Source organism: Streptomyces sp. NBC_01198 (assembly GCF_036010485.1).
In the GTDB taxonomy this organism is placed as follows: domain Bacteria; phylum Actinomycetota; class Actinomycetes; order Streptomycetales; family Streptomycetaceae; genus Actinacidiphila.
In genome coordinates this window covers 3,581,481-3,594,140 of record NZ_CP108568.1, presented here as the reverse complement: position 1 = coordinate 3,594,140, position 12,660 = coordinate 3,581,481, and the positions used below count along the sequence as shown (strand labels likewise).

Below are 12,660 nucleotides of genomic sequence, written 5' to 3'. Positions count from 1 at the left end.
ATTTGCCCGCTGATGGACCGTTACGGGAGCGGGCTACGGGCTCGCGGGGACGCCGATTCCCGTGAATCATGGTGTCCGACCTGTGGACAAACGGCCTCCGACCATTGCGTCATGGAGCAATGACGACGGAGTCGGCGGCCATGGCCAAGGCAAGCACACCGCGCATTCTTGTGGTCGGCGGTGGTTATGTCGGCATGTACACGGCGTTGCAGCTGCAGCGAAAGCTCCATCTGAAACGCGGTGAGGCGGAGATCGTGGTCGTCGAGCCACAGCCGTACATGACCTACCAGCCGTTCCTCCCCGAGGCCGCCGCCGGATCGATCTCCCCGCGGCACGTCGTCGTGCCGCTGCGCCGCGTCCTGGACCGCTGCCGGATCGTCGTCGGCGAGGTGCGCTCGATCGACCACGACAAGCGGGTCGCGAGCGTCGTCACACCCGCCACCGAGGAGGAGGGCGGCGGCGCCACCGAGATCGCGTACGACCAGCTGGTCATCGCCCCCGGCTCGGTCTCCCGGATCCTGCCCGTGCCGGGCCTGGCCGAGCACGGCATCGGCTTCAAGACCGTCGAGGAGGCGATCGGGCTGCGCAACCACGTACTGGAACAGCTCGACATCGCCTCCTCCACCCGCGACGCCGACGTCCGCGAGGCCGCCCTGACCTTCGTCTTCGTCGGCGGCGGATACGCCGGGGTGGAAGCGCTCGGCGAGCTGGAGAACATGGCGCGCTACGCCCTGCGCTACTACCACAACGTCCGGGCCGAGGACATGAAGTGGGTGCTGGTCGAGGCGACCGGCCGGATCCTGCCCGAGGTCGGTGACGAGCTGGGCCGGTACGCGGTCCGCGAGCTGCGCGGGCGCAATGTCGACATCCGGCTGGAGACCCGGCTCGAATCGTGCGAGCACCGCATCGCCGTCCTGTCCGACGGATCCCGGCTGCCGACCAGGACCCTGGTGTGGACCGCGGGCGTCAAGCCGGCACCGCTGCTGGCCGCGACCGGGCTGCCGCAGAACGGCAGCGGACGGCTGGTCGCCGAGGCCACCTTGCGGGTCGCCGGCCGGGACGGCGTCTGGGCGGCCGGCGACGCGGCGGCCGTGCCGGACCTCACCGCCGACGCCGACGGGGCCCTGTGCGCGCCCAACGCCCAGCACGCCGTGCGCCAGGCCAAGGTGCTCGCCGGGAACGTCGTGGCACAGCTGCGCGGCGAACCGCTCACCGAGTACCGGCACAAGCACGTCGGCTCCGTCGCCTCCCTCGGCCTGCACGAGGGCGTGGCCCTGCTCTACGGGCGCGAGTTCAAGGGCTACCCGGCCTGGCTGGTGCACCGCGCCTACCACCTCAGCCGGATGCCGACCGCGAACCGCAAGTCCAAGGTCCTCGCGGAGTGGATCCTTTCCGGGCTGTTCAAGCGGGAGATCGTCTCGCTGGGCTCCCTCGAGCACCCGCGCGCCGAGTTCGCACAGGCGGCGGGAAGCGGCGGTGAGCCCGGCCTGCCACGGCCGTGAGCACCCCCCGGCGCACCGGCCGTGCCCCGGTGCGATTCCCTCGCAGGCCCCCGGTCGGCCACACTGGGCAGGTGACCACCCGTGCGGCAGCACCTGCAAAGAGTGACAAATACGAGGAATCGGACGTTTGAACCTCACGCGTTGGAGCGCCCGGCTCCCCGGAACACAGCGACGCGGTGCCGTCCCGGCGGCCCGCGGCAAGACCGCCGACGCCGCCGCACCGGCCGGCGGCACCCAGGGCGGCGGCACCGCCCCCGCGGACCCGCCAGGGCCGGCGCCCGCATCCGGCAGAGGCCGCAAGGGCCCCCCGCCGCACGCCGGCGACCAGGCACTTTCCGCCATCGGCGGGACGCTGGGCGACCTCGCCGGCGTGCTCAGCCAGCTGCCCGCACTGATCGCGGTCACCCACGGACCCGTCCACCGCGTCAGCTTCGTCAACGACGCCTACGCCGAGGTCTTCGGGCCCCGCACCACCGGCGCCCCCGCCAGCGAGGCCCTGCCGGAACTGGACGAGCTCGGCCTGCTGCCGCTGATGGACCAGGTCCACCGCAGCGGCCGCCCGCGCACCGTCAAAGCCCGCAAGGTCAGCAGGGCCGACGCCGGCACGCTCACCCGTCAGGGCTACTTCACCTTCACCTGCACACCCGTGCACGCCGAGGACCCCGACCCCGCACGCCGCGGCGTCCTGGTCTTCGCCGCCGACGTCACCGACCAGGTCCAGGCCGCGGAAAGGCTCAGGGAGAGCGAGGGCCGCCTCCACGAGACCGCCGTCACCCTCCAGCGCTCGCTGCTGCCGCAGCAGCTGGAACAGCCCGACGACCTCCGGCTCGCCGCCACCTACCAGCCCGGCGGCACCGACGCGGCGGTCGGCGGCGACTGGTACGACGTCATCACCCTCGGCGCCGGCCGCACCGCCCTGGTCATCGGCGACGTCATGGGCCGCGGGGTGCGCGCCGCCGCGATCATGGGCCAGCTGCGTACGGCCGTCCGCGCCTACGCGCGGCTCGACCTGCCCCCGCACGAGGTCATCCAGCTGCTCGACGGGCTCGCCTCGGAAATCGACGCCACCCAGATCGCCACCTGCGTCTACGCCGTCCACGACCCCAGCGAGGGCCGGCTCTCCTACGCCAGCGCCGGCCACCTGCCGATCCTGATCCGCGACCCCGACGGCACCGTGCAGCGCACCGAGGAACCCACCGGGCCGCCGCTGGGCACCGGCGGCTGGACCCACTCCTCCGCCACCGTCCCCTTCGGCCCCGGCTGCACCGCCGTGCTCTACACCGACGGCCTCATCGAGCGCCGCGGCGAGGACATCGAGGAAGGTGTATCCACCCTGATGCGGGCGCTGGCCGGCGCCACCGGCGCGCCCCAGGTCGTCTGCGACCGGCTGATGCGCGCGCTCGGCGTCACCGCTCAGCACGACGACGACGTGGCCGTCCTGGTCATGCAGTATCCCGACCACACGGGACACCCCGACGGCGAGGTCTTCCGCAACGCCTCGCTCGAACTCCTCGGCGGCATCGAAGCGGCGCCGCGCGCCCGCGCGTTCGCCTCCGGCGTGCTGGCCTCCTGGCGCTTCCCGGTCGAACTGCGCGACCTCGGCGTGCTCGCGGCGAGCGAGCTGGTCGCCAACTCCCTCAAGCACGGCACTCCCCCCATGCGGCTGCGCCTCCGGCGCACGGACCGGCGGCTGGTCATCGAGGTCACCGACGGCGACGAGCACCTGCCGCGACGGCGCCGCGCCGAACTCGCCGACGAGGCGGGCCGCGGGATCTCGATCATCGCGACGATCGCCTCTTCCTGGGGATCCCGCCGCACGCCGGGCGGCGGCAAGGCCGTCTGGTGCGAATTCACCCTCCCGGGCTGAGGAGGCAGTGCGGCTCCCCGTCCGCCGGGGGGTGCGCCTCCGCCGGGCGCGGCGGTGGGCGGTTCCCCTTCGGCGGGGGGTGCGCCTCCGCCGGGTGCGGCGGTCTGGCGGTTTCCCTTGCGCAGGGCGGGCGACCCCTTGGGGGCGCGGGGAACTGCGCGCTCAGCCCACCGCTGCCCGGTGGTCCGGGGCGGAGCGGGCTGCTCCTTTGGGGCGGTGGTGTCCCGCGTGCCCGGTGGGGGTTGTTCGCGCCGTTCCTCGCGCCCTTGGAGGCTTGCCCTCTGCGGCAGGGAGCGACCCGCGTCCCGGGGGAGTCAGGCCGCTGGGGTCGGGGTGCGGGTGGGGCGGGGGGACTGGGCCACCACGCGGGTGGTGCGGAGAGGGGCGTCCTGGGACGCCGTCAGGTGGCGGCCCAGGCGCAGGGCGATCAGCGAGACGCCCAGCGAGCAGACCACCAGCAGGACGACGTACACGTCATACGCCCCCGCCGCGGCGATGACGCCGCCGACCGCCGGCCCGACGGCCAGAGCCAGCTGCTTCACCAGCGCGAACGCGGCGTTGTAACGCCCAACCATCCGCTCCGGCGCAAGATCGGCGACCAGCGGCGACACCGTCGGCGCGAGCATCGCCTCACCGAGCCCGAACAGCGCGTACGTCGAGATGATCGCGACCACCGCGACGGCATGGTGCGCGTGCACCAGCCCCGACGCCCCCGCCGCCAGCCAGGCCACCGTCCAGACCAGGCCGACCGCCGCGATGACGCGGCTGCGCCGCCTGCGCTCGACCAGCCGCAGCACCACGAACTGCGCCAGCACGATCGCCGCCGTGTTCGCGGCGAGCGCGACGCCCAGCATCGCCGGCGAGACGTGCGTGACGGTCACCGCGAAGGCGGAAAGCCCCGACTCGAACTGCCCGTAGCAGGCGAAGAACAGCACGAACCCCAGCACGCACAGCGTGACCATCGCGCGGTTCCGCAGCAGCAGCCGCCAGCCGCCGCCCGGCTCATGGGCCGTGACGCTCCCCTCCAGCCTGGCGGTGGCCGGCAGCCGCACCGTGGCGGTCACCGCACCCAGCACCAGGAACATCGCCGCCTCGATCGCGAAGAGCCTGATGAAGGACGACGGGTGCGCGGTGTCCACGATCAGCCCGCCCATAAGACCGCCGACCCCGAGGCCCAGATTGGCCAGGAAGAACTGGGTCGCGAACGCCCGGGAGCGCGTCACGGTGGTGGAGCACCACACGATCATCGTGGCCAGCGCCGGCTGGACGACGGATATCCCCGCGCCCAGCGCCCCGGCCGCGGCGATGACCACCGGCTCGCTGCCGGACAGCCCGAGCCCCAGCGATCCGGACGCGGCGAGCACCGTGCCGGCCACGGCGACCGGTACGGGCCCGCGCCGGTCGATGATCCGCCCGGTGAAGGGCAGCACGAAGAGCGCGGCGATGGCGAACGTCGCCAGCACCACGCCGGCGGTCCCCGCCCCGAGCCCCCGCACCTCGGAGACGTACACGAAGGTGAAGGGCACGGTGAAGCCGTTGCCGAAGGCACTCAAGGCGTTCCCCAGCTGGATTCGGCGCAGCGCTGCGCCCATGGCGGTGTCGTTCACGGCTCTCCCTTCGGGCAGGCGGGACCAGGCAAGCCTTCGGGTTGAAGACTTCACTAGTAAAGTTCGAATCTAAAGAGTACATACGGAAGGGCTTTAGAGCAAAGCGTTACCGTGCGATACTCGGACCATGACCGCAGCCGCAGGTTCCGCCGGTGCGCCCCAGGAGCTCGACCTCGACGCCCAGATCGCCGCCTACCAGCGGGAGTTTCCCGAGGTCGACCCCCAGGTGGAGAAGGTCGTCACCGCGCTGGGCCGGCTCAACCGCCGGATGAACGTCGCCTACGGCCGCCAGCTCGTCGACCTGGGCATCAGCAACGCCGAGTGGGAGGTGCTCAAGGCCCTCGTGGTCGTCGGCCGCCCCTACCGCCTCGGCCCCGGCGACCTCGCCAAGCGCCTCGGCCTCACCCCGGCCGCCATGACCCACCGCATCGACCGGCTGGTGACCGAGGGCCTGGTCACCAGGGAGCGCGACGAGGCCAACCGCGTCCGCGTCATCGTCGAGCTGACCGACGAGGGCCGGGAGAAGTGGCTCCAGACCATGCGGATGGCCGCCGCCTTCGAGGACGAACTGCTCCAGGACCTGAACACCTCGGAGCGCGCCGCCCTCGGCGAGATCCTGATCCGCCTCCTCCGCCGCGTCGAGGACAGCCAGCCGGACGCCGGCGGCCGCCTCTCCGACCTCGACTGACCGGAAGTGACCGTCGGGGGTTGACACCCCCCGAGGGGATGCGTAATGTACTCCGAGTTGTCCGACGTGAGCGCCGACTCCGGTCGGTCCCCGGACAGCCATCCCGCAGGACCATTCGACTGTCGACACTCCGACGGCCACGAGCCGTCGTCTTGTTGTCGTCCCGTCGTGTGCTTTTTCGGAATGCGTGCAGAGTTTCGATCGATCGGGCCGATTTGGCCGGAGCGAACGGAGTCCGCTAAAGTCTCACTCGTCGGAACGGCCCAACGGCCGAAAAGACAAACCCCGCTGACTGGGGATCAGGCGCCGGAAAGGGTCTGATAGAGTCGGGAACACGACGAAGGGAAAGCCCGGAGGGGCCGGTGAAACGGTTCCGATGGTAGCTTCCGTTCCTTGAGAACTCAACAGCGTGCCAAAAGTCAACGCCAGATATGTTGATACCCCGTCGCGTACCCCGCGTTTTTGTGTGGGTGCGTGATGAGGTTCCTTTGAAGAAACACACATAGCGAGGACGCTGTGCACCCGGGGATTATTCCTCCTCGTGGTGCCGCTCTTGCGTGGTGGACCGGGATATCCCGGATGCATTCACGGAGAGTTTGATCCTGGCTCAGGACGAACGCTGGCGGCGTGCTTAACACATGCAAGTCGAACGGTGAAGCCTTTCGGGGTGGATCAGTGGCGAACGGGTGAGTAACACGTGGGCAATCTGCCCTGCACTCTGGGACAAGCCCTGGAAACGGGGTCTAATACCGGATATTACTGTTGCGGGCATCCGTGATGGTGGAAAGCTCCGGCGGTGCAGGATGAGCCCGCGGCCTATCAGCTTGTTGGTGGGGTGATGGCCTACCAAGGCGACGACGGGTAGCCGGCCTGAGAGGGCGACCGGCCACACTGGGACTGAGACACGGCCCAGACTCCTACGGGAGGCAGCAGTGGGGAATATTGCACAATGGGCGAAAGCCTGATGCAGCGACGCCGCGTGAGGGATGACGGCCTTCGGGTTGTAAACCTCTTTCAGCAGGGAAGAAGCGCAAGTGACGGTACCTGCAGAAGAAGCACCGGCTAACTACGTGCCAGCAGCCGCGGTAATACGTAGGGTGCGAGCGTTGTCCGGAATTATTGGGCGTAAAGAGCTCGTAGGCGGCTTGTCGCGTCGGATGTGAAAGCCCGGGGCTTAACTCCGGGTCTGCATTCGATACGGGCAGGCTAGAGTTCGGTAGGGGAGATCGGAATTCCTGGTGTAGCGGTGAAATGCGCAGATATCAGGAGGAACACCGGTGGCGAAGGCGGATCTCTGGGCCGATACTGACGCTGAGGAGCGAAAGCGTGGGGAGCGAACAGGATTAGATACCCTGGTAGTCCACGCCGTAAACGTTGGGAACTAGGTGTGGGCGACATTCCACGTTGTCCGTGCCGCAGCTAACGCATTAAGTTCCCCGCCTGGGGAGTACGGCCGCAAGGCTAAAACTCAAAGGAATTGACGGGGGCCCGCACAAGCGGCGGAGCATGTGGCTTAATTCGACGCAACGCGAAGAACCTTACCAAGGCTTGACATACACCAGAAAACCCTGGAGACAGGGTCCCCCTTGTGGCTGGTGTACAGGTGGTGCATGGCTGTCGTCAGCTCGTGTCGTGAGATGTTGGGTTAAGTCCCGCAACGAGCGCAACCCCTGTCCTGTGTTGCCAGCAGGCCCTTGTGGTGCTGGGGACTCACGGGAGACCGCCGGGGTCAACTCGGAGGAAGGTGGGGACGACGTCAAGTCATCATGCCCCTTATGTCTTGGGCTGCACACGTGCTACAATGGCCGGTACAATGAGCTGCGATACCGTGAGGTGGAGCGAATCTCAAAAAGCCGGTCTCAGTTCGGATTGGGGTCTGCAACTCGACCCCATGAAGTCGGAGTCGCTAGTAATCGCAGATCAGCATTGCTGCGGTGAATACGTTCCCGGGCCTTGTACACACCGCCCGTCACGTCACGAAAGTCGGTAACACCCGAAGCCGGTGGCCCAACCCCTTGTGGGAGGGAGTCGTCGAAGGTGGGACTGGCGATTGGGACGAAGTCGTAACAAGGTAGCCGTACCGGAAGGTGTGGCTGGATCACCTCCTTTCTAAGGAGCACTTCTTACCGCCATTGGTGGTCAGAGGCCGGTTCATCGGCGAGTGTCCGGTGCCGGTTGCTCATGGGTGGAACGTTGACTATTCGGTGGGTTTTTGAGGGAATGCTAGTACTGCTTCGGCGTGGAACGCGATCCTTGAGATGACTTGCCGGGCACGCTGTTGGGTCCTGAGGGAATGAGAGTTCTCCTCAGTGCATGGAAGACCAGTCTCGTAGCGCCGGCCCTGGTTGGGGTGGGTTGCGTGGGGGATGGTTGGTTGTTTGAGAACTGCATAGTGGACGCGAGCATCTGTGGCCAAGTTTTTAAGGGCGCACGGTGGATGCCTTGGCACCAGGAACCGATGAAGGACGTGGGAGGCCGCGATAGGCCCCGGGGAGCTGTCAACCGAGCTGTGATCCGGGGGTGTCCGAATGGGGAAACCCGGCAGTCGTCATGGGCTGTCACCCACTGCTGAACACATAGGCAGTGTGGAGGGAACGCGGGGAAGTGAAACATCTCAGTACCCGCAGGAAGAGAAAACAACCGTGATTCCGGGAGTAGTGGCGAGCGAAACCGGATGAGGCTAAACCGTATGCGTGTGATACCCGGCAGGGGTTGCGTATACGGGGTCGTGGGAGTTTCCTAGATCGGTCTGCCGGCCGGTCGGAGAGTCAGAAACCGTTTGTGTAGGCGAAGGACATGCGAAAGGTCCGGCGTAGAGGGTAAGACCCCCGTAGCTGAAACATGAGCGGCTCTCTTGGAGATCACCCAAGTAGCACAGGGCCCGAGAAATCCTGTGTGAATCTGGCGGGACCACCCGTTAAGCCTAAATATTCCCTGGTGACCGATAGCGGATAGTACCGTGAGGGAATGGTGAAAAGTACCGCGGGAGCGGAGTGAAATAGTACCTGAAACCGTGTGCCTACAAGCCGTGGGAGCGTCGGGGCGAGAACTTGTTCTCGTCCTCGTGACTGCGTGCCTTTTGAAGAATGAGCCTGCGAGTTTGCGGTGTGTTGCGAGGTTAACCCGTGTGGGGTAGCCGTAGCGAAAGCGAGTCCGAATAGGGCGGTTGAGTAGCACGCTCAAGACCCGAAGCGGAGTGATCTAGCCATGGGCAGGTTGAAGCGGCTGTAAGAGGTCGTGGAGGACCGAACCCACCAGGGTTGAAAACCTGGGGGATGACCTGTGGTTAGGGGTGAAAGGCCAATCAAACTCCGTGATAGCTGGTTCTCCCCGAAATGCATTTAGGTGCAGCGTCGTGTGTTTCTTGCCGGAGGTAGAGCACTGGATAGGCGATGGGCCCTGCCGGGTTACTGACCTTAGCCAAACTCCGAATGCCGGTAAGTGAGAGCGCGGCAGTGAGACTGTGGGGGATAAGCTCCATGGTCGAGAGGGAAACAGCCCAGAGCATCGACTAAGGCCCCTAAGCGTACGCTAAGTGGGAAAGGATGTGGAGTCGCAGAGACAACCAGGAGGTTGGCTTAGAAGCAGCCATCCTTGAAAGAGTGCGTAATAGCTCACTGGTCAAGTGATTCCGCGCCGACAATGTAGCGGGGCTCAAGCGTACCGCCGAAGTCGTGTCATTCGTACATATAGGGCCAACGCCTGTACGGATGGGTAGGGGAGCGTCGTGTGCCGGGTGAAGCCGCGCCGGAAGGCAGTGGTGGACGGTTCACGAGTGAGAATGCAGGCATGAGTAGCGATACAAGAGTGGGAAACTCTTGCGCCGATTGACTAAGGGTTCCTGGGTCAAGCTGATCTGCCCAGGGTAAGTCGGGACCTAAGGCGAGGCCGACAGGCGTAGTCGATGGACAACCGGTTGATATTCCGGTACCCGCTGTAAAGCGCCCAGTGCTGAACCAGGCGATGCTAAGTCCGTGAAGCCGCCTCTGATCTCTTCGGAGTGAGGGGGAGTGGTGGAGCCGACGGACCAGACTTGTAGTAGGTAAGTGATGGGGTGACGCAGGAAGGTAGTCCAGCCCGGGCGGTGGTTGTCCCGGGGTAAGGGTGTAGGACGTGCGGTAGGTAAATCCGTCGCACATGTGTCTGAGACCTGATGCCGAGCCGATTGTGGTGAAGTGGATGATCCTATGCTGTCGAGAAAAGCCTCTAGCGAGTTTTATGGCGGCCCGTACCCTAAACCGACTCAGGTGGTCAGGTAGAGAATACCGAGGCGTTCGGGTGAACTATGGTTAAGGAACTCGGCAAAATGCCCCCGTAACTTCGGGAGAAGGGGGGCCATGTCTGGTGATCCGATTTACTCGGTGAGCTGGGTGTGGCCGCAGAGACCAGCGAGAAGCGACTGTTTACTAAAAACACAGGTCCGTGCGAAGCCGTAAGGCGATGTATACGGACTGACGCCTGCCCGGTGCTGGAACGTTAAGGGGACCGGTTAGTCACATTTCGGTGTGGCGAAGCTGAGAACTTAAGCGCCAGTAAACGGCGGTGGTAACTATAACCATCCTAAGGTAGCGAAATTCCTTGTCGGGTAAGTTCCGACCTGCACGAATGGCGTAACGACTTCTCGACTGTCTCAACCATAGGCCCGGTGAAATTGCACTACGAGTAAAGATGCTCGTTTCGCGCAGCAGGACGGAAAGACCCCGGGACCTTTACTATAGCTTGATATTGGTGTTCGGTTCGGCTTGTGTAGGATAGGTGGGAGACTGTGAACTCCAAGCGCCAGCTTGGGGGGAGTCGTCGTTGAAATACCACTCTGGTCGTGCTGGATGTCTAACCTCGGTCCGTGATCCGGATCAGGGACAGTGTCTGGTGGGTAGTTTAACTGGGGCGGTTGCCTCCTAAAGGGTAACGGAGGCGCCCAAAGGTTCCCTCAGCCTGGTTGGCAATCAGGTGTTGAGTGTAAGTGCACAAGGGAGCTTGACTGTGAGACTGACGGGTCGAGCAGGTACGAAAGTAGGGACTAGTGATCCGGCGGTGGCTTGTGGAAGCGCCGTCGCTCAACGGATAAAAGGTACCCCGGGGATAACAGGCTGATCTTCCCCAAGAGTCCATATCGACGGGATGGTTTGGCACCTCGATGTCGGCTCGTCGCATCCTGGGGCTGGAGTCGGTCCCAAGGGTTGGGCTGTTCGCCCATTAAAGCGGTACGCGAGCTGGGTTTAGAACGTCGTGAGACAGTTCGGTCCCTATCCGCTGCGCGCGTAGGAGTCTTGAGAAGGGCTGTCCCTAGTACGAGAGGACCGGGACGGACGAACCTCTGGTGTGCCAGTTGTCCTGCCAAGGGCATGGCTGGTTGGCTACGTTCGGGAGGGATAACCGCTGAAAGCATCTAAGCGGGAAGCCTGCTTCGAGATGAGGGCTCCCACCCACTTGATGGGGTAAGGCTCCCAGTAGACGACTGGGTTGATAGGCCGGATGTGGAAGCCCTGTAAGGGGTGGAGCTGACCGGTACTAATAGGCCGAGGGCTTGTCCTCAGTTGCTCGCGTCCACTGTGTGGTTCTGAAACAACCAGCCATCACACACCCACACCCCCTGGCGGGGTGGTCGGGTGGTGTGGTGTGTGTTTCATGGTGTTTCGGTGGTCATAGCGTTAGGGAAACGCCCGGTTACATTCCGAACCCGGAAGCTAAGCCTTTCAGCGCCGATGGTACTGCAGGGGGGACCCTGTGGGAGAGTAGGACACCGCCGAACGATTATTAGAAGAAGCCCCGCCCCGAGGTCATCTCGGGAGCGGAGCTTCTTTGCGTTGTCGCCCGGCACCGGCCGGTCTGCGGCGACCACTTCTCGGTCCGGGCGGTGTCTGTACCGGTGAGGACGGGAGGGCCGAGATGGCTGCCGGGGCAGGGCGGAATGACGACGTGCGGACCGATGACGTACATGACGCGGATGACGCAGACGACGTACTGGCGCTGGCGCGGGCCGGCGACGGGGAGGCCTTCCGGCGGCTGACGGCGCCGTACCGGCGGGAGTTGCAGCTGCACTGCTACCGGATGGTCGGGTCGTTGCAGGACGCGGAGGATCTGCTCCAGGAGACGCTGCTGGCCGCCTGGCGCGGGCTTGACGGTTTTCAGGGCCGGGCGTCGGTGCGGACCTGGCTCTACCGGATCGCCACCAACCGCTGTCTGAACGCCCTGCGGGCCGGCGAACGGCGTCAGCGGCGGGAGCCGGCGCAGATACCTCTGGGGGTTCAGTTGCCCGAGCCGACCCGTCGCCGTACCGAGCCGACCTGGCTCGAACCGTATCCCGACTCGCTGCTCGCCGATCCGCCCGACCGGGCGCCGGGGCCCGAGGCGCGGTACGAGACCCGGGAGGCGGTGTCGCTGGCCTTCCTGGCGGGGTTGCAGCAGCTGACGCCCCGGCAGCGTGCCGTCCTGGTGCTGCGCGATCTGCTGGGGTTCAGGTCCGCCGAGGTGGCCGGGATGCTCGGCAGCACGGAGAACGCGGTGAACAACGCGCTGAAGCGGGCCCGCGCCACGCTGGCGGCCGAGCTGCCGGGGCCCGGACGGGAACAGGCGCCGCTGCCGGGGTCGGTGCGGGAGCGGCGGGTGGTGGATGCCTTCGCCCGCGCCTTCGAGGCGGGTGACGTGGACGCCATCCTGGCGCTGCTCACCGATGACGTGTGGCTGACGATGCCGCCGCTGGACATGGAGTACCAGGGGCCCGAGGCTGTCGGGCACTTCCTGCGGACCGTCGTCCTGAGCAGGGGCCGCAGCTACGTCCTGCGGCCGATCCGTGCGAACGGGCAGCCGGCGTTCGGGTTCTACCGGCGGGACCGGGGTTCGGCGAGCGTGCACGCGCACGGGGTCATGCTGCTGACGCTGTCCGGTGACCGTGTGGCGGCGATGACCCGGTTCGTCGACAACGCGCTGCTGGCGGAGTTCGGCCTGTCGCGGTCGCTGCGCGAGCCGTGACCGTCGGGCCCGGGCCCGCCCCCG

Annotated in this window: 5 protein-coding genes and 3 rRNA genes; 7 read left to right on the top strand and 1 reads right to left on the bottom strand. The window is 66.1% G+C overall.

The window, feature by feature from the left end; all coding sequences use genetic code 11:
* Window positions 1-119 precede the first annotated feature (119 nt).
* Window positions 120-1,502: an NAD(P)/FAD-dependent oxidoreductase gene (locus OG702_RS16160; RefSeq protein ID WP_327289586.1), complete on the top strand. Its 1,383-nt coding sequence runs from the start codon at window positions 120-122 to the stop codon at window positions 1,500-1,502.
* A 127-nt stretch (window positions 1,503-1,629) separates the two neighbouring features.
* A complete protein-coding gene (locus OG702_RS16155; RefSeq protein WP_327289585.1) occupies window positions 1,630-3,369 on the top strand; it encodes an ATP-binding SpoIIE family protein phosphatase in 1,740 nt (579 codons plus the stop codon).
* A gap of 314 nt (window positions 3,370-3,683) precedes the next feature.
* Here OG702_RS16155 and OG702_RS16150 read toward each other — a convergent pair whose 3' ends face one another.
* Window positions 3,684-4,961, bottom strand: a complete 1,278-nt coding sequence (locus OG702_RS16150; RefSeq protein ID WP_327293247.1) for an MFS transporter — start codon at window positions 4,959-4,961, stop codon at window positions 3,684-3,686.
* 142 nt (window positions 4,962-5,103) lie between these two features.
* Here OG702_RS16150 and OG702_RS16145 point away from each other — a divergent pair, with 142 nt between their 5' ends.
* The 5 genes from OG702_RS16145 to OG702_RS16125 all read left to right on the top strand — a co-directional run bounded on the left by OG702_RS16145 (window position 5,104) and on the right by OG702_RS16125 (window position 12,636).
* Window positions 5,104-5,664 (top strand): MarR family winged helix-turn-helix transcriptional regulator, encoded by a 561-nt coding sequence (locus OG702_RS16145; protein ID WP_327289584.1) that lies wholly within the window; start codon window positions 5,104-5,106, stop codon window positions 5,662-5,664.
* Window positions 5,665-6,248: 584 nt separating this feature from the next.
* Window positions 6,249-7,773, top strand: a 16S ribosomal RNA gene (locus OG702_RS16140).
* Window positions 7,774-8,074: 301 nt separating this feature from the next.
* A 23S ribosomal RNA gene (locus tag OG702_RS16135) occupies window positions 8,075-11,199 on the top strand.
* Between the two features lie 100 nt (window positions 11,200-11,299).
* Window positions 11,300-11,416: ribosomal RNA gene (gene rrf / locus OG702_RS16130) — 5S ribosomal RNA — on the top strand.
* Together the 16S, 23S and 5S rRNA genes form the textbook arrangement of a ribosomal RNA operon.
* 167 nt (window positions 11,417-11,583) lie before the next feature.
* Window positions 11,584-12,636: a sigma-70 family RNA polymerase sigma factor gene (locus tag OG702_RS16125; RefSeq protein WP_327289583.1), complete on the top strand. Its 1,053-nt coding sequence runs from the start codon at window positions 11,584-11,586 to the stop codon at window positions 12,634-12,636.
* Window positions 12,637-12,660: the final 24 nt, after the last annotated feature.